Here is a 26,749-nt window from a genome sequence, read left to right on the forward strand (position 1 = left end):
ACCTTGCGTCCCCCGGGGACTCTCGGTACAGACTGCGGCCCATGAGTGGCGGCGCCGGGTTTGTGCATCTGCATTGTCACACCTATTACAGCCTGCTCGACGGTGCGAATCCGATCGGCGCGTTGGCAGCGCAAGCAAGGGCGCACGGCATGTCGGCCTGTGCGATGACCGATCACGGCAATCTGTTCGGCGCGATCGAGTTTTATCAAGCAATGACGGCGGCGGGGATCCAACCGATCCTCGGCTGCGAGGCGTATCTGCTCCCCAAAGGCGCGTATACGGATCGCGATCCGCGCACCGGCGAAAACGCGCTCTGCCACTTGACGTTGCTCGCCCGCAATCTCGCGGGTTATCGCAACTTGTGCCGCCTCTCCAGCTACGCGTATCTCGACGGCTTCTATTACAAACCGCGGATCGACAAGGCGCTGCTCGCGGCGCACAGTGACGGACTGCTCTGTCTGACCGGCTGCCTCAACAGCGAGCTCGCGCGTCACTTGGGCGAAGGGAACATGGCAGCGGCACAGGCCGCGACGGAGTGGTATCTGCGGACGTTCGGCGAGGATCATGTGTTTTTCGAGATCATGCGCCATGACCTCCCGGCGCAACCGCAGGTCAACGGCGGCTTGATCGAACTGGCGCGCCGCTACGCGCGCCCGCTCGTCGCCACCAACGACTGCCACTACTTGCGCCGCGACCAAGCGGCCGCGCACGATGCGCTACTCTGCATCCAGACCGCGAAGATGTTGACCGATGCCAAGCGGTTGAAGATGGATTCCGATCAGTTCTACTTCCGCAGTCCCGATGAAATGCGCGCGCTGTTCGCCGATCTTCCCGACGCCGTGACCAACACCACGCTCGTCGCGCAGGCTTGCGCGCTGGAACTCGACTTCAAGACGTACCACTTTCCGAAATTTCACGTCCCCGGCGATCGCGACTTGCGCGACGTCTTACGGGAACATACGACCGCCGGACTGGCCGCGCGGTGGGCGGAGATCGTACTGCGCCAAGGCGGCGACACGGCGGAGTTGCGGACGCGCTACGAGGCGCGGCTCCAAACCGAACTGGAGTGCATCACCGCGATGGGATTCGCCGGATATTTTCTGATCGTCGCCGACTTCATCCAGTTCGCGAAGCAGCAAGGCATTCCGGTCGGTCCGGGACGCGGCTCGGCGGCCGGATCGCTCGTCTCGTACTGCCTGCAAATCACCGACATCGACCCGATCTATTTCGGCTGCTTCTTCGAGCGCTTCCTCAATCCGGAACGGGTCAGCATGCCCGATATGGACATCGACTTCTGCATGCGCGGCCGGGAGCGGGTGATTCAATATGTGCAACAGCGTTACGGCAACGTCGGGCAAATCATCACGTTCGGGAAGATGAAGGCGAAGGCCGTGGTGCGCGACGTCGCGCGCGTGATGGGATTACCATACGGCGAGGCGGATCGGATCGCGAAACTGATTCCGAACACGCTCGGGATCACGTTGGCGGAGGCCCTGGAGGCGGAGCCGCAACTACAAACGTTGGCGAAGAAAGACGAGCGCATCGCGCAGCTCTTGACCACAGCGCAGTCGTTGGAAGGATTTCCGCGTCACGCCTCAACGCATGCGGCCGGCGTCGTCATTTCCGACCGGCCGCTGACCGACTTCGTGCCGCTCTACCGTGGGACGAACGGCGAAACGGTCACGCAGTTCGACATGAAGGCGGTCGAAAAAATCGGACTCATCAAGTTCGACTTCCTCGGCCTGAAAACGCTGACGATCTTGCACGACGCGCTCGCGTTACTGCGCCACCAGGACAAACCGGTCCCGGATCTGAACGCGCTGCCGCTGAATGATCCGGACATTTTTGCCATGTTGGGACGCGGCGACACCCAAGGGATTTTCCAATTGGAAAGCTCCGGCATGACCGATCTCGTGGTTCGGCTGCAACCGAGCGTCTTCGAAGACCTCGTCGCGTTAGTCGCCCTATTTCGTCCGGGACCGCTGGGGAGCGGAATGGTCGACGACTTTATCAACCGCAAGCACGGTCGCACTCCGATCGAATATCCGCTGCCGCAACTCGAACCGATCCTGCGCGAAACTTATGGTGTCATTCTATACCAAGAACAAGTGATGCAGATTGCGAGCGCGTTGGCGAATTACTCGCTCGGTGAAGCGGATCTGTTACGCCGCGCGATGGGAAAGAAAAAAGCGGAAGAAATGGCCCAGCAACAAGCGCGCTTCCTGGAAGGCTGCGCGACGAACCACATTCCGCCGGCGAAAGCGGCAATGATCTTCGACTTGATGGAAAAGTTCGCCGGCTACGGATTCAATAAATCGCACAGCGTCGCATACGCGATGATTTCGTACCAAACGGCGTATCTGAAGGCGCACACCCCGACCGAATTTTTCGCTGCGGTGTTGAGCAATGAAATGGGTGCAACCGACAAGGTATTGCAATATTTACAAGACGCGAAGTCCCACGGGATCACCGTGTTGCCCCCGGACGTCAACGCCTGCGAGGAGCAATTCACCATCGTCGGCGAGTCCACGATCCGCTTCGGTCTGGCGGCGGTGAAAAACGTCGGCAGCGCGGCGATCGAGGCCATCGTGGAGGCGCGCCACACCGGCGGACCATTGCAACACCTGTTCGATTGCGCAGAGCGGATCGATACGCGACGAGTCAACCGCCGCGTCTGGGAGAGCCTGATCAAATGCGGAGCGCTCGACACGCTCGGCGTGGAACGGGCGACGTTGCTCGCTTCGCTCGATTTGGCGCTCGATTACGGCGCTGCGCGGCAGCGGGATCGGGCCTCGAATCAAGAGAGTCTGTTTGCCGGGGTTGCGAACGCGCCAGAGGCCACGCCGGCCTATATCGTCTCGCCGCCATGGGAGGAACGAGAACGCCTGGCCCACGAAAAGGCGCTGCTCGGTTTTTACCTGACGGGGCATCCGCTGGAGCAGTTCACCACGGTCTTGGAACAATTTGGCTCCGCGCGCACCGACACATTGCTGCAAGTCGGCGATCGCCAGCCGGTGCGGATCGGCGGCGTGGTCGCGGCGCGACGCGAGATCCTCACGAAGCGCGGCGAAAAAATGGGGTTCATCACGTTGGAAGACCTCCACGGCACCGTCGAAGTGGTCGTCTTTTCCGACCGCTACGTCCCAGCGCTTGCGCTGTTGCAGAGCGACACCCCGCTGTTCATCATCGGGACGACCGACGCCAATGAAGAAACGGTCAAAATTATCTGCGACGAAGTCTTCCCGCTGGAGGAAGCACCCACGCGCTTAGCGCGCGGTATCCATGTCCGGATGGACGCGGCAGAGACCGCCTCGCGCCACCTCGATCAACTGCGCAGCGTGCTGCAACGCTTCGTCGGGGAGTGCCCGGTCTATCTCCACCTCGTGGTACCGGAACAGAGCGAGACCATCCTGACGTTGCCACAAGTCCGGGCCGCACCGACGCTCGCGCTGCAACAGGCCGTCGCAGAAGTATTCGGCCGCGACGTCACGCGCTTCGAACTATGAGCCCCATCCCGGAACGGGTCTACCTGCTCGGCGTCCGACGCCCTGCGCAGACGCGCGGAGACATGCTCCGTTCGCTCGACGAGCTGCGCCGCCTCGTGGACACTGCGGGCGGCGTGGTGGTCGGTCACGCCACGCAGGAATTGAAACGCGCGGCCAGCGCCACACTCATCCATCGGGGTAAAGTGGAGGCCATCCGCAGCGATCTGATCGCCACCACGACCGCGCTCGTCGCCGTGGACGCGGAGCTGACGCCGGCACAAAATCGGAACTTGGCAGACGCCTGGGGCTGCAAAGTCCTCGATCGCACCGCGGTCATCCTCGATATCTTCGCGCGCCGCGCCCGCACCCGCGCAGGGCGACTGCAAGTCGCGCTGGCCCAGCTCCAATATCGTCTGCCACGGCTGGCCGGACACGGCGAAGCGCTCATGCAACAGGCCGGCCATATCGGCAATCGCGGTCCCGGCGAGACGAAACTCGAAATCGATCGCCGCCGCGTGCGCGAACAGATCACGCGCCTCCAGCGAGACTTACGACAACTCGGGCGCCAACGCGCATTACATCGCGAACGGCGCGGCAGTATTCCGCTGCCACTCGTGGCCTTGATCGGCTATACCAACGCCGGCAAATCGACGCTGTTCAACGCGCTGACCCATGAAGCGGTCTTGGTCGAAGACCGGCTGTTCGCCACGCTCGACCCCACGGTGCGCCAAATCAAACTCCCGTCTGGACGGACGATCCTCTGCACCGACACCGTCGGATTTATCCGCAACTTGCCCCACCAGCTCGTCGAGGCCTTCCACGCCACGTTCGAAGAAGTCGCCGCCGCCTCGTTGCTCTGCCATATCATCGACGCGAGCAGCGACGACGCCGCCGCGCAGTCCCGCGTGGTCGATCGCGTCCTGACCGAACTGCAGTTGCACGAGATCCCTCGCCTCACGGTGTACAACAAATGCGATGTCCTGCACCCGACTTGCACCCACGAAACCGACGCGTTGCTGACCTCCGCCACGCACCGCACCGGCCTCGCGGCGCTGCTCGACACCATCGACCAGCGGCTCCGCGCCGGACTCCATCCGGTGCGGCTCCGTCTCCCCTATGCCCAGGCCGGCGTCGTCGCCGAACTCTATCGGCTCGGCCATGTGGTCCGCGTCCAACACCGCGCGGAGGCAATCCATATCGAGGCGTTCGCTCCGGAAAAAGTGGTCCGTCGCCTGGCCTGTTATGCGGAGTAGCTTTCCGTTCCCCTGCACCCGGTCTCCATGCTACACTAGCCGCGAATCATGGATCCCTCTCAACCGACGCGGATGCATAACCCACTAGACGCGCCTCGCCGTTCGCGCCGCGCGCTGCCGTCCGATACCACGCCATTACGGTTATTATTGATCGTCGAAGGGCCGGCCGCGGCGCTGCGCTTGCGCTCTCAACTGGCCACGACGCCATTTCTCAATCGCCGTTTCCAATTCGAAGTCGCGACGTCATTAAAACAAGGATTATCCCGCCTCGCGGCGGAGACATTTAATGTCGTCTTGCTCGACTTGCATCTGCAGGAGAGCGACGGGTTCGACTCGATCGCCATGGTGCACACCGAGGCCCCCGACGTGCCGATCATCGTGCTGACCAGTACCGATGATGACGGCTATGCGATGGAGGCGTTGAGCAAGGGCGCGCAAGATTTCCTGGTGAAGGACACGCTCGACGGCCGACTGCTGGCGCGCGCGATCTGCTACGCGATCGAACGGCAACATTTGCTCGATCGGTTGGCGCAGTCGTCGGAAGAACGCTTCCGCGGCATCATCGAACACAACGCTGACGGCATGATCGTCGTCGATCTCCAAGGCATCGTCCGCTACGTCAATCCGGCGGCGGAGATGATCTTCGAACGGACGGAAGAAGAGATCGTGAATCGGCCTTTTTATTTCGCGCTCTCGGCGAACACGAGCATGGAAGTCAAAATCCCGTGTAAAGGCCGTGCAGCACGGGAGAAACTGGCGGAACTGCGGGTCACCGCGATCGAATGGGACCAGCGTCCGGCGTACCTTGCCGCGGTGCGCGACATCACGGAGTTGAAGCGCGTGGAACAATTGAAGGCGGAGATCAGCGAACACGAGCGCTTGGATCGGATGAAAGACGAATTCGTCAGCACCGCGTCGCACGAGCTCCGCACGCCGTTGGCGATCATTAAGAGTGCGATCGAAAACCTGCAAGATGGGATCGCCGGCCCGATGACGGCGGACCAACAACATTTCCTGAGCATCGGGCGGCGCAATACGGATCGACTCACGAAGCTCGTCAACGATATCCTCGATTTGTCGCGGCTCGAATCGGGACGCGTACCGTTGCGGCGTCGTGCCGTGGAACCGTATCCGCTGGTGATTGAGATCCTGCAACACTGCAAGATGATCGCGGCGGAACGGAATATTGCGATCGTCGAAGAGTTGCTCCCGGAACTCCCGGCCATCGACGTCGATCCGGACTTGATCGCCCAGGCGCTGACGAATTTGCTCTCCAACGCGGTAAAGTTCGCGAAACAACGCATCGTCGTATCGGCGACACAGCTGGAGTCGGGACCGGCGGCGCCCCGCAGCGCGGCTGAAAAGCCGCAAGGCCGCGGGATGCGTCTACCGGCGCGTGGCCTGAAGATCACGGTGCGGGACGACGGGCCGGGCATTCCGGCCACGTCGATCGGCCGACTCTTTAATCGTTTTGAACAGCTCCATATTCCGGGACCGCAAAGTGGAAACCAAAAAGGGACCGGCCTCGGTCTGGCGATCACCAAGGAGATCGTCCATCTGCACGGCGGTGCGATTTGGGTGGAGAGTCCGCCGGGCGGCGGCGCACATTTTCACTGCGTGTTGCCGTTGGCCGACCCCGCGGAGACAACGACATGACGCCGCCACCGCTCACGATTCTGATCATCGATGACGAACCGGATTTTACGGTGTTGTTACGCCCGCGCCTGGAACGCGCCGGATACCAAGTACAGGCCGCGTACGACGGTCCCGAGGGATTGACCGCCGTGCGCGCCTGCGCACCCGCGTTGATCGTACTCGATATCAGCATGCCGAGTATGAGCGGATTTGTGGTGTGCCAGCAATTGAAGGCCGCGCCGGAAACGGCGGCGATCCCCGTCATTCTGCTTACCGCGAAGGCGCAAGAACACGAACGCCAAACTGGCCTCGCGTGCGGTGCCGCCGCGTACTTCACGAAACCGTTCGACACCCCCGCCCTGCTCGCCGCGATCCAACGCCTGCTGACCGGAACGCACTCTGAAGATTGACGATCGAAAATGAACACGGTAGCAGAACCTCCATTAACCCAGGAGGGATGGCTATGCGTTCCATGTCACGTATCGTACTGAGTCTCTGTTGCGCCGGGGTCCTGATCGGCGGGGCCGCGTGTCAGAAGAAAACCGCAGGCGACGCGGGTACGGCAAAACAAACCGCGCAATGCACCAGCCACGACCAATGCGGCGAGACCAAGATCTGCGATCGCGGACTCTGCATTGAAGTGGTCCCGTGCCAAGCCGCATCCGACTGCGCCGCCGGCATGGTCTGCGCCGAAGTCACCAAAGTCTGCTGCCACGCCGACCCGGAATTGTGCATTTAAGGCCACACGGGCGGACACCCCCCGCTACTTCCCGTACTGCTTCACGGTATCGGAGGGCGTGGGGTCGGCGAGGCGAGTGCTGATCTCGCGGCGCAGCGCGGCGCGGACTTCGCAGAGTTCGATATCTTTCTGCACTAAGCGGCGCAGTTCCTCGACGTCCGGCGTTGCCGCGTGGGCCGCCAATGCATCCAAGCGCTGGACTAATTGCCGCAACGCGGTCACGCCATCTGCCGACTCCCCTTCCACGCGCGTCAGCTGACTGAGCGCCGTGTGCAACGCCTCCCGATCTGGCGGCGTGCGGCAGGCCAGCGCGGTCTGTGCGTCTTTCACCAGCCAAAGCTTGAGATTCGCTATCACGAGTTTTTCGATCAAGTCACCGATCGATTCCATAGCACCTCCGATTGACCACATTTTCATACTGCGCCCAAAACCAGCTGTCCTTTGTGACGATCATGCTCGTTTCGGGATAGTAGCGTTCGACCGAGAAACAGCGGCCCGCCGTCAGTCCCCACGCGCCGTGCGGGGCGAGGGTCATCGACCAGAGCAGATACGTCTCCGCCATCCAACTCCATGCATGACGGCTCCAACACTGTGCGAGGTGAAGCCCGGCTTCGCCCCTCCCCGCCCCCGCCGAAGGCGGGTCCGCCTCTGGCGGAGGCGGCGCGGCGAGAGGAAACCAGCGCGCCGCCATAGCCTGTTGCGGCGCAACGTGCAGGCTGCTGAGTTCCGGAATGGAACCATGGACGGCGACGGGACAAAACGACACGGCGCGGCCGCTGTCACGGAAGCGGGTTAAGAAATCGCTCCACGTCGCGGCGCAACACGGGATCATCCCCGGACGCAGCCACGACAGCACCTCGATGCCGCGCTCCGCCGCCAGCCGCACGCCGGCATTCAATCCGTGACACCACGCTGCGTCTGCCGCTTTACTTTGCAACAACGCCGTGGCCCGCGCTGCCGCAAACGTGGCGTCATCTTCCGTGGCCGTGGCATCGAGCACCACGTACCATTCAGAGGCGCTGCCCCAGTAGCGCTGCAACGTTTCGAGTGTGGTCCGCGCGAGCGTTCGTTCGGCCGCTGTATAATGCAGACAAAAGGCGTGCTTCATATCAATCCGCGCTCCACTTGCGTCTGGATCCACGGAATCAATTCATCCAGCATCGTATCGAGTGTCGTCGTGGCTTCAAACCCGAGCAACCGTTTCGCCTTCGCAACGTCAGGGATGCGACACTGGACATCGTATGGATATGGCGGATCCGACACGATGTGCAGCGGCCGCTGACCGTGAATCCGCCGCCAGATCCGCTCCGCCAATGAGCGCACTGTGGTCGATTCGGCGGTCGCGATGTTGAAGTCCTGATTCAACGCCTCCGCCCGCTCCACGCCCAAGCGGAGTCCGCGCGCGATGTCACCGCCATACGTGTAATGACGGATTTGCTGTCCATCGCCCAAGATGCGCAATGGGTCTTGGCCCTTCAGGATCTTTTGGATCAGGTCCGGCACGACGTGACTCATCGCTAATTTGATATCGCCGGAATAAACTTCTGCGGAGGCGCAAGCACGTCGCTCGCCGAGGCCGACACAATTAAACGGGCGGATAATGGTGTACGGGAGTTGATACTGCGTCCACGCGGCCCGCGCGAAATATTCGCACGCCAGCTTTTGAAATCCGTACGACGAACTGGGCGGTGGACAGACTTGTTCATGCCCTTCCGGCGTCGGGAATTGCGTCGCATTCTCGAACACCATTGAGGACGACAGCACGGTGATTTTTTGCAAACGTCCGCGGCGATGCGCGGCCAATGCGGCGTCGAACGTGGCCGCGACGATGCGCTCGTTTTCCGCCAACAAGTCGTACGCGAATTCGTGAAAATAGGAGATTCCGCCGATCCGCGCGGCCCCGGCCACGACGTGATCGCAGTCGGCTGCTAGTTCCGTCAACATGCCGACATCAGTCGCATCGCCTGCGACGAAACGAAAATGGGCCGGGTCGCAATGTTCCAACGTGACGGGACCATATTTGGAAAAATTGTCGAGCCCGACGACGTCGTAGCCGTGCGCCAGGAATTCCCGCACCGCATACTGCCCAATAAATCCCGCCGCCCCAGTAATCAGAATTTTCATAGTGGCTCCAAGGATTCCCAGATGTCCACCACACGCTTCCCGTGGAAATCGAGCGTGCGGTACGCGCGGTGCGGACAGCCGATCACGATCAGATCGCTCTTTGCGATCAGCTCGCTCTTGTCGACTAAACTCGCATCGCGCCAATATTCATCGGCGCAGAGCACCGTGGTGCCTTCGAACAGCAGCAGTTTCTTCAGTTTGAACGCGAGCGACTCGCGGATGTCGTCCACTTCCGGCTTGAACGTCATCCCGAGGATGCCAATGGTCAGTTGGGAGAGATCATGCTCACGCTTCAATTGATCGCGGAGGAAATCGGGCATCCCTTCGTTGACCAGCATCGCCGCGTGGCCCAAGAAAAAATGGTGGTGGTAAAAGGCCGCCAGCTGCATCGTGTCTTTGAAGAGGCACGGGCCGGCGGTAAAACCGGGGCGCGGAAAATCGGCGCCGCGCGGATACGCGTGGCGCATCGCATGGCCGATCTTACGAAAGTCGGCCCCATGCTCCGCGGCGATCATATAAAACTGATTCGCGGTCGCGAACTTCATATAGCGCCACACGTTGGTAAAGAGCTTGGTCAGCTCCGCCTCGATCGGCGTCAGCACGATCAATTCCGCAGTCAGCAACCCAAACAGCGCCCGCGCGACCTCTACGCCGCGGTCATCCATCCCGGCGACCAACTGCGGCAGCGACGTAATTTCGTGGAACGCCGCGCCCTCCGCCACGCGCTCGGGGCAAAAGCAGACGGCCGGCTGCTTTCCGGCCCGCGCCAACAGATCGCGCACATAGGCCGTCGTGCCCGGGAGCACCGTGCTGCGCAGAATGACCGTTTGCGTGTCTTGTAAATGCGGCGCCAAATCTTGCACACACCGCACCACCGGCGTGAGGTGTGGATTGATATGTTCATCGACCGGCGTCCCGATTGTCAGGATCACGATCCGCGCACGGCGCACGACGTCGATGTCGGTGGTAACGCTCAACGTGCGTTGCCGCACCCGCGCCAACACGGCGTCGGCGTCCGGCTCGCGATATGGCATCTGTCCGGCATTCACTTTAGCGACCGCTGCGGCATTGATGTCGTAGAGCACCACCCGCTGTCCGCGATCCGCGAGCAACAACCCGAGCGGCAATCCGACGCGTCCGCATCCGCCGACGATACAGACATCGTATTCAAATGTGTCCATGGATCTCCCCATCCTTCCTCACCCAATCCCTTCCGGGATTCGGCGCGGTGCAAACCCCGCGATCTCCGCATAATGGTCCCAAAACCACGGATCATTGGTATGCACGACGCTGCTCTCCGGAGTAAAGTTGTGAAAAATGAATCCACCTTGGTATGACACGGCCTCGTTGCGCCAGAACGGGAGCGACAGCATCCACATCGGATAGGCCTGGGCGCGCCATTCGGCATGCACCTGGTCGAGCGAACGGCTGAGATGCGCCTCGTTGAAGTCATTCGGACCGTGCAACGTCTCGTCGCAGCGCAGCGCGAAATACCCCGCGTCCACGGCCTGCGGGAGCCGGAAATGGAGATTGCAAAAGTCTGGATAGGGACTGTCCGGACGGCTGGGCGTCCACGTCATGCGTCGGTCCGTCACGGCAAAGCGCGCGACAAAGGCATAGAACGTGGCGGGATGAAGCGGAATCATATCAGCATGGAGAAACGACACCACCTCCATCGCGTCGCCCGCGGCCCACGCCACGAGTCGATTCAACGCTTGAATGATGCCGTGCGACTTGCGCGGCTCGTACGGAGCGCGTTCACAGTGAACGTCAGTGGAAAGACCACTGAATGCATCAATCGGCACCGAATCCGGCCCATCACAATAGAGATAGCAGCGCGACGTCGGCCACCACGCCCGCAAATAATTCAGCGTGCGCACGGCCACCGCCACATCGCGATGGCAGTTCATCACAAAGGCATGTCGGAACGTTCGCGTCATGGATACGAGTGGCGCCCTCCGTAGCACGCAGATCCTCCTTGAGCAATGCGAACCATCTACAGTACAAGCGCAGCTATGGATCCGCTCAACTACGGGACCGTGCAATGGAGTGACGACCATTTGTCGGCCACGCTCACTTGTCGCACGTGGGACCAATCGGAACCGGCGTCGTGGAGTGCGGACGAATTGACCGCAACATGGCTTCCGGCGCTGACTACTGTGGGCGTCGTATTCGGCGTCGACGCGACCACGCTCCACGCCACACTCGCCGCGTGGTTGGCCGACGGTGCCGAACGCACTGCGGAGATCGCCCACGGCGTCCTGCCGCTAGCCGGCCTCGACGGCCACATCAGTTGCATGGCCCCGCACCTCGTGACCGCCCAGCCCGCTAAGGGCGTTGCTGGACAGTCGCGGCCGTGGTCGAAATTGATCACGAACGTCGCGGCCGGGACACGCCTGGCACAATGCACACCGCCGACGTCGGGGACGCCGGGATATCTGGTGACTGGCGAAGAGATCCCCGCCACGCCCGGTGCGATGCCGTCGTGCGAACGGAGTGCACTCGTGCAAGAGGCCCTGCAACCGGACGGCACGATTGCTTACGTCGCGGAGGCGGATGGCGTCTTGCTCGCCCTCACCCCTGAGCAGATCCAACTCGTCACGGAACAAACGATTCCCCACGATCTGCACGATCCTGAAGGTGACGTCGTCGTCTGGGGAGACCTGACCGTCACAGGGTCAGTGCTACCCAACACGGTGCTGCGGGTGCGCGGACAGCTTCACGTTGCAGGGGCGATCGAAAGCGCATTCGTCGAGGCCGGCGGCGATATCGCGGTCGACGGCGGCCTGTTCGGCAAGGCGGAAGGGACCCAAGTGAAGGCCGGCGGGACTCTCAGCGCCAAGTTCGTGCAAAACGCGCGCGTCACGGCCGGCGGCGACATCACGATCCGCGATAGCGTCGTCAACAGCCAGCTCCTCAGCAGCGGCACAGTGGAAATTAGCGGGCAACGCGGTTTGATTCTCACCAGCCGCGTCGTCGCCGGCGGCTCGATCCTCGTCGACACGGCCGGCTCCACCGCCGAAGGCCCGCTCGCGTTGATCGCCGGTCACAATCCGACGTTTTGGCAATACAACGCGCGCCTGACGCGGGAGCTGGAATTTACCCATCGCCAACATGTGAAAGGCAGTTCGCAAGTTGCCAAAGATCGCACGCCGCCGCTGCATCGACTGCAAAACGATTTCGTTGCGCGGCGCCGCTGTGAGGCCTTCATTTATGAACGCATCCTGATGCGGCGCAAGGCCGCGCTCTACACGGAATTGCGCGGTAGCCAGGCGTTGCCGGTCATTGCGATTCGTCGCCAGGCCTTTGCCAACACGGCGTTCACACTCGGCCCTTGCACCCAAACCGTGAAGACCATACAACGCGCCGGCGTCTGTCGACTGTTGCTGCCGCATGCCACTTTGGTCTGGCAGGCGTCGTGAATCGGGGGATACGATGAAACCATTACTCGAACTCACCGTCGCGGATATCATGCATCCGAATGTCATTACCATCCCGACCGGCGCGTCCGCGGTCGAGGCGATCCGGATGATGGGAACACAGAAAATCTCCGCGCTAATCGTGGAACCGGAACACGCGCACGATGCTCACGGCATCATTACGCGCAAGGATTTAGTCATCGAGGCGATGGAAAATCTGGAGACACTGACCCATTTGAAGGTGGGCGACATCGCCACCAAACCGGTGATCAGCATTCCGCCCCACCTCGGGATCAAACACGCCGTCCGCTTGATGCGGCTGGTCGGCGTCCGCCGCTTGGCCGTCTTCGACGGTCCAAAACTCGTCGGCCTGATCAGCAACAGCGACGTCTTCCGCGAAGTACTGAAGCTGGGACACTAAAATACCCTTTGACACCTCCCGCTGCCTGTGCGACGCTTGTTCCCAGGTAGAGTTACGTGTCCGAACAACTTAACGAGCCATGGAATTGTCACACCGCAATAGCACTCCGCTGTTGCGGTGTTTTCATTCCGGCCAGGAGATCACATGGGTAAGCGCCTCTATGTAGGGAACCTCCCCTACGAAATCACCGAAGACGAGATTCGGCAGACCTTCGGGCCGTGCGGGAACATCACCGAAGTGCGGATCGTGACCGATAAGTTCACCGGTCGCTCGCGCGGGTTCGGCTTCGTCGAAATGTCGACCGACGAAGAGGCCGCACGCGCGGTTTCGGAACTGAACGATGCTCCGCTTGGTGGTCGCAAATTGATCGTCAGCGAGGCCCGCACTGAAGGTTCCGGCGGCGGCCGTGGTGGGCACGGGGGTGGCGGCGGTGGTGGCGGACGGCGGCGAGAAGGTGGTGGTGGTGGTGGTGGCGGATTCGGCAACCGGCGCCGCTACGGCGATCGCTAGCTCACACCGATACGCATCATTAATGTGACCAGGGGGGGCATATGCGCACCATATTGGCGTGCTTGGTGCTTGGGCTGTTGAGCGCTTGTGGCAGTACGACCGCGACGACGTCCGGAACAACCACGACCGACAGCGGCTCCACCGGGCTGCGCTTAGTGGCCAGCGGTGACTTTTCCAGCTCGGCCAGCGCGGCACTTGCCGCCCCACTCCAAAAAACCACCACAGGGACATGTTCCAGCTTGACCGCGCCGATCACGATGGACGATCCGGTCCTGGCCGACGGGCTCGACTGCGACGGCGACAGCGGCATTGTGGCGCATATCACGCCGTCTACCTATGCTATCGCCTTCAAAAAAATCACCCTCAACGCGGCGAGCGGTGGCACCTCGATCGACTTGCTGGCCGACACCGGCACGTTGGCCAATTCCGAAGTGGTCGACTTTACCGCCGCCGACAGCACCGAAAGTGTCATCACGATCGCCCCGAGTAGCCTCACCGCCGGGACTTACAGCGGGATCACGGCCGAGCTCTATTATTTCCAACTCACGTTTCCGGTCGGCGGCACCACACGCCACGTCCGGATCTACATGAGCGACGACGACTTCACAGCCGAAGGGAGTCTGGGCCATCACCAAGGCGATATCACGTTCATCGACGACAACGGCACCGAACTGGGATGGGTCGACGACACTTGGTCCGACAGCCTCAGTAGCAGCCGCGGTGAGGCACAAAACGGTGCCGGCGGGACCGATAGTCAAACGTCGCATGATCGCGGGTACTTTGGAAACGCCGAATTGTGGAATCAGACCGCGCTGCAACAGGGAAGCACTCAAGATATCTTCGTTACCACGCTCGACTTCGCCTCACCGCTGATCATTCCCGACCCGAGCACGATCTCGAATCTCACGACTGTCACGGTCACGTTCTCGATCGCCGACACCTTTTATTATGAAGACTTCGCGCCCCAAGGCACCGGCTTCGCGCCGGCGTCCGGCGGCGAGGCCAGCGCCGAAACCCGCGAATGGGCCCCGCTGGCGCCGGAAGGTTCCGTCAGCGTCTCGAGTTCGTAATTCGCCCGACACCTGACAGTCCCCCTTGACAGACCTATCCCCTCCTCTTCTAGAAAGTCGATACAACTACAGAGGAGGTCCGCATGCAGGTCTATCAGCCTGAGCAACTTCGGAATCTCGTGTTCGTCGGCGCGAAGGGCGTCGGCAAGACGAGTCTGCTCGATGCGCTCGCGTTTCATGGCCGTGTGAATTCTCGCCTGGGGCGCGTGGACGACGGCACTTCGTTTTTCGATTGCGACCCGCATGCCATGAAGCGCAAGGCCACGTTGCATTGCGGCTTCGGCGCGATTGAATGGCATCAGCATAAGATCAATCTGATCGACACCCCCGGTTTTGCGGACTTCTTCGGTGAATCCGTCGCCGGCATCACCGCGGCCGACGTCGTCGTGCTCTGTGTCGATGCCGTCAACGGCGTGCAAGTTCACACCAAACGCCTCTACGACACGGCCCGCGCCTGCCACAAACCGGTCGTGCTCCTCATTACCAAGCTCGATCACAGCCAAGCCAATTTCGCGCGCACGGTCGCCGGTTGCCGCGAATCGCTCGGCGCGCGCACCGCGCTGCTGCAGCTCCCGATCGGCGACGGTCCCGCATTGCGCGGCGTCGTCAGTCTGCTCCATCTGAAGGCGTATCAGACGGTGGACGGCAAGACGACTACCAGCCCGGCAGACGGGGACTTGTTGGCCCAAGCGCAGGAAGCCCGCACGGAAATTATGGACGACGTCGCGGAGACTGATGAACGACTGATGGCGAAATATCTCGAAGGACAACCGCTGAGTGACGCGGAATTGCACCACGGGCTCGTGGAAGGGATCGAGGCCGGCACGTTGGTCCCGATCGTTTGCGCCAGCGCCCATACGCTGTGCGGTATCGAGGCCTTGCTGAATATGGCCGTCGATTGGCTCCCCGCGCCGACGGAAATTCCGCCGCTCACGTGGCACCGACTCGGCAGTGGCGATCCGGAGCCTCTCCGGGCCGATCCAAACGCGCCGTTGGCGGCGCAGGTGTTCAAAGCAAGCTTCGATCCCGGCCTCGGCGACATTTATTTCTTTCGCGTAGTGCGCGGCACAGTGCAACACGGGGATGATGTCTACAACGCGACCGCACAGACCAACGAGCGGATGGGACATCTCTTTGTGTTGGAAGGTCGCGAACGGGTCGAAGTCCCGCTGTTGCGCGCCGGCGATGTCGGTGCCGCAGTCCGATTGAAAGTGACCGGCGTCGGCCATACACTCTGCCGCAAAGACGCAGCCGGCACGTTTCCGCCGATTCCGTTCCCGGAACCGATGGTGCAGCTCGCGCTCCATCCGAAGGCCAAGGCCGATCAAGGCAAACTCGGGATGGCGCTCTCGAAACTCGCCGCGGTCGATCCGTGTCTGCGTGTCCAAATCGATGCGGAATTCCACGAAACGATCATCTCAGGTCTGGGCGAGATCCATCTCGAAGTCCTGTTCGAACAATTACACGAACGCGGCGTGGAATTCGAAGTCGGTCGGCCGCGCATCCCGTATCGCGAACGCATCCTGAAACCGGTGCGCGTCCAGGGCAAATATAAACGCCAATCCGGTGGGCGGGGCCAATACGGGGATTGTTGGATGGAAGTCTCCCCACTCCCGATCGGTCAAGGGATCGTGTTCGAAACCCATATCTTCGGCGGCGCCATCCCGTCCAAATATTTGCCGGCGATCGAAAAAGGGGCGCGCGAGGCCGCGCAACAAGGCCGTCTGGCCGGGTTTCCCGTGGCGGATGTGAAGATCAACGTCGTCGACGGCAGTTATCATGACGTCGATTCGTCCGACCTCGCCTTTCAAATTGCCGGATCGTTAGCGTTCAAACAGGCCGAAGAAGACGCCGGAGAACTGCTCACCGAACCGATCATGCACGTCGAGATCACGACACCGCAGACACACGTCGGCGACATCACCAGCGACATCAGCGGACGGCGCGGCCGTATGCTCGGAATGGATACAATCGGCGAAAACACGGTGATTCGCGCCAGCCTCCCGCTCGCGGAACTGTATAAATACGCTACTCACTTACGAGCCATGACCAGCGGCGCGGCCAGTCATACGATGAGTTTTTCCCACTACGACATCGTGCCAACGGCCGTCGCGGAGCGCGTGATTCAGGAGACGAAGCAACAGCGAGAAGCCGGCCAGAAAGACTAGTGGCTGGTGACTGGGGAACGGATCACGAGTCACCGCTTTTTACCAGTCACCAGCCACCAGCCACGCTTTTTCCGTTACACCTCACTCGGTGCGGTCGGCATCGTGAAGTCGATGTCTTCCAGATCAATCAGTTCCGACGCCAGCGGCGCGGTATCGGCGGCGCGATCATTACTGAACGTGCTGCTGCCGCTGCTGGTGGCGTTGAAAATGAATCCGTCGCCGGCGGCCGCGACGCAGGAATTCTGCACGGCATACGCAATCGCCGAGTTTTCCGCCGTCGTCGTGAACTCCGTCGCGCCGGCCGCGCGTGACATGAGCTGTTTTTGCGCCTTGCTCACTCCACGCCCGGCGGCCAACAGACTGGCTGCGGAACGCGAATCGGAATTGGTGCCGGACGAAATGGCCCCGTTCGGCCCCGCCCAATTGCAGACGAAGCCGTCGATGGCACCGACGCCGCTCGCGGACGCAATATCGGGCCCGAAGCCGTAATACGCAGATCCCGACGCGCTGCCGTCTTCCGCTCCCGTCACGCTCATATCAAAAACGCGCGTCCGGCCGTCGGCTGCGCCCGCTTGCCAGGCGTAGGCCACCGAACCCAACCCGTTTTCCGGATTGATGCTGAAGAGTCCGTAATTCCAGTTGTGGACCCAGCCGCTCGTCGTCGTGCCGGGCAGAAACTTATCATCGGGATCGATAGCGTAGCTGGCATCGAAGGGATTGGCGTTCTCTCCGCAAAAGTCGGCGAAATTAAATTGGTACACCACGGAACTCGCGGAACTCTTCGCGTACAACACAGACCCCGCCATCACGCCGGCACCGGGATCTTCCATTTGTCCGCTGGACCCGCACCCCTGGATATCGTCGAACATGATCCGGGTGGCGATTTTGCCCTTGTACGTACTGTTGTCCGCTGATGTGGGGATATGCTTCAAGATGATCTCGCCGCTCTTGGAGTCCCCGTTTTGAAAGCTCATCGTGATGCCGATCGTCGAGAGATAGACGGGATTGCCGTCGGCATCGTTCTCCAATCGTTGCACTGTCGCCGTCGTAATCGTTAACCCTGTCACGCTGACATTCGAGGACATCGCCGCGCCGACATCCACCGTTTCACCGACGGCCGGCGGTTCCAATCCCGCCTTCTTCCCCGCGCAGGCCATCGCGCCGAAGATCTTGATCATGTTATCGACTTTGCTCGCGACCTTATCCACCAGCGCGTTCATCATCGCGGCGGCGCAGGCCTGCGTGCCTTCGGTCTCGTTCCAAATCCCGACATCCGATGGCGGGAGCCCGCCGTTCGCGCTCTGTGGCGGATTCGCGCTGGCCGCATCGGGATGTCCGGTGTACGTGATCACCGGCCCATAACACGCCGGTTCGGTCACCGTTGGGATTTCCATCGTGAACGCGCACTCCCCTTCGCCGGAGACGAGCGCTTGTAACGCCTCTTTCTTGGCGCCATAGTCGGGACCGGCCGGATCGCCCGGTTTGTCACCTGGGACCGGATCGACTTTCGCGAGCGACTTTTGCGCCGAGCGCGATTGGCTGCTCGCAGTGCTGGCCGTCGGCGAACTGAGCACGACATCCGTCGGGACCGTGGTCGTGATCCCGCTGGTCGTACTCCCGCCACTGCTACTGGATCCACCGCTGCTGCTCGAACTACTACTACTGGTATCCGACGAGGTCCCCGACCCTCCACATGCCGCCATCGCGACGATGGAAAGCAACGCCACGGCCAAACGACCGGTTGTACGCATAAGCCCCCCTTGTTGTCCCGAAATCCCCCGCCCACGAATCACTGCAGTACCGTAGAGTGTACTGCATTCCATGCGCCGCTCCCAAATATTTTTTTCCTGTAGAATAACCAATGATCGATGTCATGCCTCGCGCCGCCCAACTCAGCGGCGTGCAAATTGACCCAGTGACGTGTCGCCTCGGGTCGTTTTTTACCTGATCGACGCTGCTCTATCCCGCGCAACTCCGCGATTTCCCGACGCCGCACTTGCACTCTCACTGCGGCGCGCCGCTTGCACTTTGCAGAGATTCACTATGCGCCGATGGTGGTTCAGATTGTTGGTGGGCATCCTCGTCTGCTGCGCGGGATGCGGCGGCTCCGCGCCGAATATAGAGACCCTCACGCCGATTCCGATCGAACTCCCGAGCGCGACGACACCAACGCCGACGCAATTCGATCTGGCAACGCTGGATGTCGTCACGTTGCAGTAGCGCCCTCCGCAACCGGTGTCCCCGCGCCACACTCCAACGCCCGCAATTGCGCTGCACGCACGCGTTCATCCGACAGCAGCGCCAATTCCGCGCGCAATGCCTCAAGCGGGAAGATCGGCCGCCGTTGCAACCACTGCGCAACAGCGGCCATGGCCCAACTCAACCGGTCGATACCGGCCAGGGCCAATCGTGTCACGGGTGCGGGACTCGGCGGCAGCGCCAAACCCTCCACGGCCAGGATCCAGGCGGTCGGCGCCAGTTGCGGCAACACCTCCTGAACTTCACGCAAGCCTTCAGCTGAGAGGATCAACACGGCGTCCGGCGGTTGGCTCCCCACAGCATCGAGCGGCTCTCGGCCGAATTGCAACGTCGCGAGGGCATGCCCGCTCTGCACCGTGACCGGGAAGTCGTCTTGCGCGCTGACCCACAGACCGGAACGGATCGCCGCCCGCGCCACGCGCCCTGCGGCGGAGAGGATTTTCATCCCCGCGCTTCCCGCAATCACGAGGCCATACGTTGGGGCCTCCAAGCGATGCGACCATTGAATGGACAGGTCCTGCGGTGCGGCGACCGCCGCTTCCGCAGTCGGTTGTATACGCAGCGACTGCGCATATTCGGGAAATGCCGTGCAACGCAAGACGCCGGTTTCTAAACCACCTGCGGCCAAACGTGCTTCCAACGCGGACTTTTTGTACGCGTTCGCGGGCATGTAATGCGCAGTACAAATCTCCCACAGATCCACAAACGCAAACCCGTCGTGACGAAACGCCTGCGCGATCAGCGCCTCGAACCCTTTCTCCACCGCCTTCGCCCGGGCCACGAACGTCCCGCCCGCCGCAGTCACGAGCGCGGCCAAATCAAACGGCCGCTCCACAGCCCCTAGCGGCGTCGTCGGCGTCTTGGCCCCGCAATGCGTAGTCACGCTGTGTTGCCCGCCCGTCATCCCGAAATTATGATTATTGCAACAGAGGACTTTGATCCCGATATTGCGCCGTGCAGCGTTGATCAGATGATGCCCGCCGATCCCGCATCCGCCGTCGCCCACCAACACCAGCACGAGCAGATCGGGTCGCGCCAACTTGATCCCGCTGGCATAGGTGAACGAACGGCCGTGGAGTCCATGAAAGGTGTGGACGGCAAAATGTTTGTCGGCGAGTCCGACGCAGCCGATATCGGAGACCAAGACCGTGCGCCGCGGATCGGCCGCGACGGCTTCGAGGGCCTTAGCAATCGCGTCGAGCACGAGAGAATGCGAACACCCCGGACAAAATGGATAGGGTTTGGTGGCGGGATCGATAAACGGCATCAGACCACCTCCGCCAACAGCTGTTCCGGCGTGAGCGCACGACCATCGATCCGCGTGACGGACCGGATGCTCCGATCGGCAAACAGCCGTTCGATCTCTTGCACATATTGTCCGAGGTTATGTTCCGGCACGACAATCCGCTGATGGCTCCCCACTGCGTTCCGCAATGCGACTTCAGGAACCGGCCAGAGCGAATGTACCACGACGAGCGAGAGTTTTTCCCCGCAAGCCCGTGCCAATCGGACGGCCGCACGCGCACTGCGTGCTGCGGCCCCATATGCCACGATCACAGTCGCCGCATTCGCATCGAGGTCCACCGCAACGCGTTCCCACGAGCCCGCGCGGGCCGAGACTTTATCGGCCAGATGTTGCAAATTCGCGGCACAGGCCGCAGCGCGTTTCACTAGCAGACCGCGCGCGTCGTGCACGGACGTGTTGATGCGCGTCAGCAGATCGCCCCCGATCGGGGCAAACGGCGGCACGTCGGCACTCTGATCAATCCGATACGGTTGAAATTCCGACAACTCCTTCGCCAGCGTCCGTTCGACCAACGCCGGCTGCGGCGTCCCATCCCATGCAACCGTTTCTCCATTCATGACTAAATCCCGACACGTCAGCAGGAATACCGGGGCGCGCAACTGTTCGGCGCGATTAAAGGCCTCGATCGTCAACGTATACGCATCCATCGGCATCGACGGGGCGAGGACCACCATTGGATATCCGCCCGGCGCGGCCCAGCGAACAAACTCAACATCGCCTTCCGCATTCGTCGTTGCCCCACCAGTCCCCGGACCCATCCGCTGCACCGCAACGATCACCAGCGGCAATTCCGCCATCTGCGCAAATCCGATATTCTCGGAATAGAGTGAGAGTCCCGGACCGCTGGTCGCGGTCATCGCCTTGCGCCCCGCCGCCGCCGCCCCGAGACACATCCCGATCGACGCGATCTCGTCTTCACCTTGAATCGCTATGCCACCTCGTGGCGGCAACTGCCGCATCATGCCGCCCAGGATCCCGGAGGCCGGCGTGATCGGATAGCCTGCAAAGAAATTGCATCCCGCATCGAGTGCGGCGCGGACGATCAATTCGGCCCCGGTCACAAATTCGCGCATGGCGGGCCTTCTTGCCATACAACGCATGCCCTGCCTATGCGCCCAGTCATCCCCGAAGACTCCCCATGTTTTCGCTACCAATCCGCGGCGACTCCCGCTATGGAAGTCCGCCAAAGGAGGAAGTACCCTATGCCGAAGAAACCGAATGCCGGATTCATGAAACCGCTCCAGCCCGACACTGCCCTCGCGGCCGTGATCGGCGCGGCCCCGCTGCCGCGCACCGAGGTCACGAAGAAGCTCTGGGAATACATCAAGAAGCATAATTTGCAGGATGCCAAGAACAAGCGGATGATCAATGCCGACGACAAACTCCAGCCGGTGTTCGGCGGGAAGAAGCAAGTCAGCATGTTCGAAATGACCAAGCTTGTCGGCGCTCACTTGCAGTAAGCGCGTCGGTGCGAGAGCGGAGTGCTCCTATGGAACGGTCCGCGTCCGTGATTCGTGTTGTGACCTTCTTGGTGTGCTTTGCGATGAGCGCCAGTGTTTTGGCGACACCGCCGCCGCACGCCCCAGCGCACGGCTGGCGTGCGAAGAACCGTTATGTCTATTATCCGCAAAGCCAGGTCTATTTCTCCCCCGACCGTCGGCTCTATTTTTGGATGGAGGGCCACGACTGGCGGGTCGGCGTGCAGCTGCCCCCACGCATCGTCATCGATTCGCAACGCAGCATTTCACTGGAACTCGAGGCGACCCGCCCCTATCTGGAACATCCCGACACCCTCCGCCGGCACCCGCCGCACCGTTAGCAGGCGGATCAAATCGCACCGTTCGTCGTGTCGTCGGCCGGCCACAACCCGCCGGACGCGGCGATCGTTTCCGATACGTGCTGCATGGACGTGAGCGCGGCCAGATAGGCATCACGCGCCGGATTGTTAGGAAGCTGTTCGACTTTAAAGCAGGGGCGGGGCCATGTTACAGGATTATCTCCCAACCCTTCCCAATAGTGTACGCCACAGTCCCGCCCGGGGACCCGTCCCGCCACGAGGGCCCGACAAAAATTGATCCAATGTACTTCGGTCCATGGTGTCCAATAAGAATTCTGTGGACTCGGGATAAGAATACCGCGCTCGGCATGAAAGAGACTGTCGGCTGTGTCCCCGTAGCGGATACGGTACCAAGGTGACGCCGTGGCATCGGTGATGGAGTACACTACAACATACTGGGCCGGATCGAGACGCGCGATCGCGTCATACATGCCATCTGTCGTCAGTCGTGGGACAGCGCCGCTACCGCGTGCAGGCGCGCCCTGTATCACCACCGCGCCCGCATTCGCTCTACATCCCCCAGCAGTCAATACAGACGGCGCTGCAAACAGACCCGGCGACAGACGGGGCCAGCGCTGCAGGCCGAGCACGACCCCAACGCCCAGTAACATCACTACCGCAGTCACCCCCCCGATGACTTCCCCCGGCGTGCAACCCGTCGCCCCCAACACCACGCCACCAGCGAGTCCCAAACGCCCGGTCGCAACCTGCCGCGCGTACGACAGCGGCGCCGTCAGCGACCGCAGCCATTGGCCCGCAGTGCGGAGTTCAACACTCCCACGCCGCGCTGACGCGCACTCCGTCCCGTGCGCTGCTGTTGCTCTTTTCCCCAGAACCTGATTGGCAATCCCTCGTAGCGTCAGTGCTGCACTGCGCGGCATAAACAACCACCCTTCCCATCCCCCGCGCACAGCCCAATCATACAAACATTACCAGGACAAGAAAAATCACCCCCAGCGAGCGGCGTATGGAGGGCCGCAGCACAAGCGAGGCCGGGGGCTCTCGCCATAGGGCGCTGGGATAGGGGGGACCCGCTGTTGCGGGGGGGAAGGGTTGACCCTTCCCTCCTGCGCCCTGTGGTGAGAGCCCCCGGCTTCGCGCCCCCAGCCCCGTGCGAAACTCCCACCTGAGCACGTCACATCCGCCGCGGGATCTTGGTGCCGCGCAAGTGCAAGCGCAGTTCACGGTAGCGTTGCAGCGGGTCGCCGGCAGCGGCCCACGGGTCACACAGCAGATCGCGTAAACGCTGCTTACCCAAACGACGACTCATCACGGCATAAAACATTTGGTCGCCGAGCATATAGCCGATCGCGTGCGTCACCGCAAAGAAGAGGTCCGGCGACAATCCTTGAATCAACGATGCTAACTGCGCCGGCGCGCGCGCCAAACGGGCATTGGCGACCACGATAAACGTGGCGACGTGCGCCTCTAGCGCGCGGTTGGCCGGCACCTGCGGTTGGCTGGCGAAATAGCGTAATAGCTTCCGAAATTCGGCGACGTGCCAACATTTGCGGCGGTGGTTGATCAACTTCGATCCGAAGAATCCGATCGCCTCGTGCAAGACATTGGCAAAAAAGGCGTCGACCGCCGTCCGAGCTGGCTCGCGGCCGGCGCACAGGAAACGGAGATAATGCGCCGCCTCTTCCGCCGCGTGATTCAACGAGAGATTGGCCAGATAGACAATCCGCCGCTGCGGCACGACATAACTCTCCGCGCGCAATACATGGCGCCGGATCGCCGCCACTTGGGAGCGCGTAAAGGCCGGATCGTCGGCGAGCAATTGCAAGAAACTCAAATCGCCGCAGGTGTAGACCGCGACATCCTCCCAATCCGCCGGCAACGGGACTTGCACAAATTTGGCGAGATGCTGCACCAGTTCCACGAACTGATGCTTCGCGTCGGCGAAATCGATCTCCCCTTCTTCATGCTCCAACCAATTCAGATACGACTGCTGGCACACCACCGGCGGGGTGTGCATCCGACAATAACAGCGTTCGCTGATCTGCACGGCCTGCACGAGGTGCTCGCGCCCCTCCCGAGCCAGCTGCCAATAAATCGCCTCGCTGTTTTGACAAAGGATCAGATCGCGGCGGGACAACCCACGCGCCGCCAGCGCAAGCAAAGTCTCGGCCGGCAGATGTTCCGGGGCCAAATGCAAGTCGCCGATCAACACACACACCTGTGCGTCAGGATGGCGACGGCACACTTCCGCCACCCACGCGCCGGTCGCAACATCCCGCGCGTGCAAGTCGGCGTCGTCGGGCGCCGCATCGATCCCGTACACGGGGACTTGGTGATAGCGCGCAAATTCGAACAGCGGCCGAAAATGCGGCCATAAGTCAAAGACCCAACGACGCCGCAGCCCGACCCGATGGACGAATTGTTCTTCCGTCACTTCCTGGCGTAAAAAGCGCTCCACCCACGGTTGCGCGCGACGATGCAGCAGCTCCAATCCGATCACCAACGGGCGGCCCTTGCTCACGACGGCCTTCAACAGTCGCAAGAAGGAACGCTGCGATTGCGCACAGGTGTGATAATCGCCGACGTATAGCAGATCGGCCTGGCGCACGGCGCGGAGCAAGGTCTCGTTGGAGACCACACGCTGATAGGTCGCTAATGCGCGCTGATAGCGGCGCTCATAGCGGACAAATCCGGGTTCCCGCACCGTGACCGATTGCGCGATCACGGCCTTATTGCGCCGGTACAAGCGTTGCTGCAATCGAAGCAGCTCTTCGCGCGGCGACAAACTCATCGGAACCAATCTCCGAACCGATATTCCACGCCGATCCCGGCCATCCACTGATGGCGATGATCCCCCGGCGTGAAGTTGAATTGACGGACGTATTCGTAGCCCGCGGTGGCATGCAGTTTCGCCCGCGCGGCATAGGCGTAATCCACATCGAGCTGGGCCCGATACCGCTGCTCGCTCGGCAAATCGGTGGCGACAACGACCTGATTCGGTCCGCCACCACTGCCGATCGTCTGGGAATAGGTGTTGCTGTCGCGGCGCTCATACCAGAGTTGCAGTTGCGAAAACCAGGCGTCGTTCCACTCGTGATTCAGTACGGCCCGCACGCTGCGCCCGTCGGGACCAAGCGGGTCGCCGATGATTCGCCCATTCAGCGTATAGCCATCGGCAAACACGCCATGGCGATAAAACAGGGCCGGGAGATCTCGATATTCCAGCCGCAACTGCCACCGACCGGCGGCATCGAGCCGCGGCACATGCACACCGAGCAAATAGCCGGACACATCGGTGAAGTTCGCCCATACGTCGGTTCGGCCGATATCGTCGAACACGCCTTCAACGTAGACGGCTGTGCCTCGCAGTTTCGGCACTTCCCATCGCAGGTTCAATCCCGCCCGATGATCGGCCGCATTGCTCCCCTGCCCGCGAAATCCGGATGCGCGCACGAAGAAAAACTCGGTGAGCGGATCGTACCATTGCATGGCCGGTGCCCCTTGTCCGCCGACCAGATACGTATGGAACAGACCGAATTCGAGGGCCCGATGCGGCCTCGCATTCGCGGCGAACCCGATCATGAACGGGTGTGAAAAGGCATTCTCCGGGCCCAGATTCGCAACGAACAACGTGTAGCGGGATGGACCCAAGTACCGCAAGATCCACGGATGCGTGAAGGGGTGGGCGCTGGAGAGCTTGATCATATCGAGCGGACGGGCATGCGAGGAGAGCAAGATGCCGCCGACGTCGGTCATGCCCCACGCGACTTCATTTCGGCCAACTTCAAGCTCCACGCCACCGACCACCACGTGGCAATTGGCCGCCTGCAACACCGCGCTGGCTGCTGTATCCGCAATGGTGCGGTCATGACCGACCCAGAAGCGAGGCCGTACTAGACAATCGAGGTACCGCCCCCCTTGCAGATATTGCTCCAGCTCCACGGCCAAGTTGGTGCCGTGCACCAGATGTCGCCCGCCCTGATACGACGTGAATCCATTCGCCACGGCATTGAGCGTTCCAAGCGCATTGTCTTGAGGCACCGTCCGATCGAGACTCTGTTGCTGTCGCAGTTGCGCCGTCACCATCCCCAACGGATTCCAGCGCCATCGCGGTTGCGCGGCACCGGTCCGCACCGCGATTTCGTCGGCAAATTCCTGCCGCAGCCGATCGAGCGTGGCGCGGACATACGGTGTCACCTCCGCGCCGTCCACAAGGTGGGCTTCGGCCTCCAAAATCAACCGCGCGAATTCTTGCCGGGAATACGGACGTTGCGCCACAATGGCCGTGCGGATCTTGCGGTGGGCCGACAACACGTCCAGTTGGCGATAGCTCGGGTTGCCGAGCGGCACCGTCCGCGAGGCCGCCGTGGTGGTCCACGCAGTCCATGGCACTAACACGACTGCACAGCAGATTAACCAACTGAGTCGGCGCAAGAAGGGCTCCCCCTCACCCAACCCTCTCCCCAAAAGGGAGAGGGAGGCGGATGCCCCGCAACAAGTTGCGGGGCTTATTCATTGCCGGCCCTTATCCTGGGCTGCTTCTGAATTGTCAATCAAAGCTG

Annotated in this window: 24 protein-coding genes; 13 read left to right on the plus strand and 11 right to left on the minus strand. The window is 61.7% G+C overall.

The features are described 5' to 3' along the window. Positions 1-41 precede the first annotated feature (41 nt). The 5 genes from dnaE (at position 42) to HY696_00435 (ending at position 7,112) form a co-directional block, all read left to right on the plus strand. Positions 42-3,506, plus strand: coding sequence for a DNA polymerase III subunit alpha (gene dnaE / locus HY696_00415; protein ID MBI4236862.1), 3,465 nt, complete (start codon positions 42-44; stop codon positions 3,504-3,506). Continuing rightward, positions 3,503-4,738, plus strand: coding sequence for a GTPase HflX (hflX, locus tag HY696_00420; GenBank protein ID MBI4236863.1), 1,236 nt, complete (start codon positions 3,503-3,505; stop codon positions 4,736-4,738). The genes dnaE and hflX overlap by 4 nt, the downstream gene beginning before the upstream one ends. Positions 4,739-4,810: 72 nt before the next feature. After that, positions 4,811-6,394 (plus strand): PAS domain S-box protein, encoded by a 1,584-nt coding sequence (locus HY696_00425; GenBank protein MBI4236864.1) that lies wholly within the window; start codon positions 4,811-4,813, stop codon positions 6,392-6,394. Next, a complete protein-coding gene (locus tag HY696_00430; protein ID MBI4236865.1) occupies positions 6,391-6,783 on the plus strand; it encodes a response regulator in 393 nt (130 codons plus the stop codon). Before HY696_00425 ends, HY696_00430 begins: the two co-directional genes overlap by 4 nt. Before the next feature lie 53 nt (positions 6,784-6,836). Next, complete coding sequence (locus HY696_00435) at positions 6,837-7,112, plus strand: hypothetical protein (GenBank protein ID MBI4236866.1); 276 nt, start codon at positions 6,837-6,839, stop codon at positions 7,110-7,112. Positions 7,113-7,136: 24 nt separating this feature from the next. Here HY696_00435 and HY696_00440 read toward each other — a convergent pair whose 3' ends face one another. Genes HY696_00440 through HY696_00460 form a run of 5 tightly spaced genes read right to left on the minus strand, consistent with a single transcriptional unit; the run spans position 7,137 to position 11,176 of the window. After that, complete coding sequence (locus HY696_00440) at positions 7,137-7,502, minus strand: hypothetical protein (protein ID MBI4236867.1); 366 nt, start codon at positions 7,500-7,502, stop codon at positions 7,137-7,139. Next, positions 7,486-8,220 carry a hypothetical protein gene (locus HY696_00445; GenBank protein MBI4236868.1) on the minus strand — a complete coding sequence of 245 codons (735 nt, stop codon included), beginning with the start codon at positions 8,218-8,220 and terminating at the stop codon, positions 7,486-7,488. The genes HY696_00440 and HY696_00445 overlap by 17 nt, the downstream gene beginning before the upstream one ends. Then, complete coding sequence (locus HY696_00450; protein MBI4236869.1) at positions 8,217-9,236, minus strand: NAD-dependent epimerase/dehydratase family protein; 1,020 nt, start codon at positions 9,234-9,236, stop codon at positions 8,217-8,219. The genes HY696_00445 and HY696_00450 overlap by 4 nt, the downstream gene beginning before the upstream one ends. Beyond that, positions 9,233-10,429: a nucleotide sugar dehydrogenase gene (locus HY696_00455; protein MBI4236870.1), complete on the minus strand. Its 1,197-nt coding sequence runs from the start codon at positions 10,427-10,429 to the stop codon at positions 9,233-9,235. Before HY696_00455 ends, HY696_00450 begins: the two co-directional genes overlap by 4 nt. 6 nt (positions 10,430-10,435) lie before the next feature. Continuing rightward, entirely contained in the window at positions 10,436-11,176 is a 741-nt protein-coding gene (locus HY696_00460; protein MBI4236871.1) for a hypothetical protein, read from the minus strand. Positions 11,177-11,251: 75 nt separating this feature from the next. Here HY696_00460 and HY696_00465 point away from each other — a divergent pair, with 75 nt between their 5' ends. The 5 genes from HY696_00465 (at position 11,252) to HY696_00485 (ending at position 16,824) form a co-directional block, all read left to right on the plus strand. Beyond that, positions 11,252-12,658 (plus strand): DUF342 domain-containing protein, encoded by a 1,407-nt coding sequence (locus HY696_00465; GenBank protein MBI4236872.1) that lies wholly within the window; start codon positions 11,252-11,254, stop codon positions 12,656-12,658. 13 nt (positions 12,659-12,671) lie between these two features. Then, a complete protein-coding gene (locus tag HY696_00470) occupies positions 12,672-13,076 on the plus strand; it encodes a CBS domain-containing protein (protein MBI4236873.1) in 405 nt (134 codons plus the stop codon). A gap of 144 nt (positions 13,077-13,220) precedes the next feature. Further along, positions 13,221-13,586 carry an RNA-binding protein gene (locus HY696_00475; GenBank protein MBI4236874.1) on the plus strand — a complete coding sequence of 122 codons (366 nt, stop codon included), beginning with the start codon at positions 13,221-13,223 and terminating at the stop codon, positions 13,584-13,586. A 41-nt stretch (positions 13,587-13,627) separates the two neighbouring features. Continuing rightward, positions 13,628-14,656: a hypothetical protein gene (locus HY696_00480; protein ID MBI4236875.1), complete on the plus strand. Its 1,029-nt coding sequence runs from the start codon at positions 13,628-13,630 to the stop codon at positions 14,654-14,656. Between the two features lie 83 nt (positions 14,657-14,739). Further along, positions 14,740-16,824 (plus strand): elongation factor G, encoded by a 2,085-nt coding sequence (locus HY696_00485; protein ID MBI4236876.1) that lies wholly within the window; start codon positions 14,740-14,742, stop codon positions 16,822-16,824. 74 nt (positions 16,825-16,898) lie between these two features. Here HY696_00485 and HY696_00490 read toward each other — a convergent pair whose 3' ends face one another. Beyond that, the gene (locus HY696_00490; GenBank protein MBI4236877.1) at positions 16,899-18,575 is read right to left on the minus strand and encodes a hypothetical protein; all 1,677 of its coding nucleotides are present in this window, start codon (positions 18,573-18,575) and stop codon (positions 16,899-16,901) included. Between the two features lie 292 nt (positions 18,576-18,867). Here HY696_00490 and HY696_00495 point away from each other — a divergent pair, with 292 nt between their 5' ends. Continuing rightward, positions 18,868-19,044 carry a hypothetical protein gene (locus HY696_00495; GenBank protein ID MBI4236878.1) on the plus strand — a complete coding sequence of 59 codons (177 nt, stop codon included), beginning with the start codon at positions 18,868-18,870 and terminating at the stop codon, positions 19,042-19,044. Here the strand turns inward: HY696_00495 and HY696_00500 are convergent. Beyond that, a complete protein-coding gene (locus tag HY696_00500) occupies positions 19,031-20,350 on the minus strand; it encodes a 2-oxoacid:acceptor oxidoreductase family protein (GenBank protein ID MBI4236879.1) in 1,320 nt (439 codons plus the stop codon). The genes HY696_00495 and HY696_00500 overlap by 14 nt on opposite strands. Beyond that, a complete protein-coding gene (locus tag HY696_00505) occupies positions 20,350-21,462 on the minus strand; it encodes a pyruvate flavodoxin/ferredoxin oxidoreductase (protein MBI4236880.1) in 1,113 nt (370 codons plus the stop codon). The genes HY696_00500 and HY696_00505 overlap by 1 nt, the downstream gene beginning before the upstream one ends. Before the next feature lie 36 nt (positions 21,463-21,498). Here HY696_00505 and HY696_00510 point away from each other — a divergent pair, with 36 nt between their 5' ends. After that, positions 21,499-21,849, plus strand: coding sequence for an SWIB/MDM2 domain-containing protein (locus tag HY696_00510; protein ID MBI4236881.1), 351 nt, complete (start codon positions 21,499-21,501; stop codon positions 21,847-21,849). Between the two features lie 29 nt (positions 21,850-21,878). After that, a complete protein-coding gene (locus HY696_00515; GenBank protein MBI4236882.1) occupies positions 21,879-22,208 on the plus strand; it encodes a hypothetical protein in 330 nt (109 codons plus the stop codon). A gap of 8 nt (positions 22,209-22,216) precedes the next feature. Here HY696_00515 and HY696_00520 read toward each other — a convergent pair whose 3' ends face one another. The 3 genes from HY696_00520 to HY696_00530 form a co-directional block, all read right to left on the minus strand. Further along, entirely contained in the window at positions 22,217-23,107 is an 891-nt protein-coding gene (locus tag HY696_00520) for a hypothetical protein (protein MBI4236883.1), read from the minus strand. A 254-nt stretch (positions 23,108-23,361) separates the two neighbouring features. Continuing rightward, entirely contained in the window at positions 23,362-24,978 is a 1,617-nt protein-coding gene (locus tag HY696_00525; GenBank protein MBI4236884.1) for a ChaN family lipoprotein, read from the minus strand. After that, complete coding sequence (locus HY696_00530; protein ID MBI4236885.1) at positions 24,975-26,621, minus strand: hypothetical protein; 1,647 nt, start codon at positions 26,619-26,621, stop codon at positions 24,975-24,977. The genes HY696_00525 and HY696_00530 overlap by 4 nt, the downstream gene beginning before the upstream one ends. Between the last annotated feature and the right edge of the window lie 128 nt (positions 26,622-26,749).

This window comes from Deltaproteobacteria bacterium, assembly GCA_016210045.1.
Classification (GTDB): Bacteria; UBA10199; UBA10199.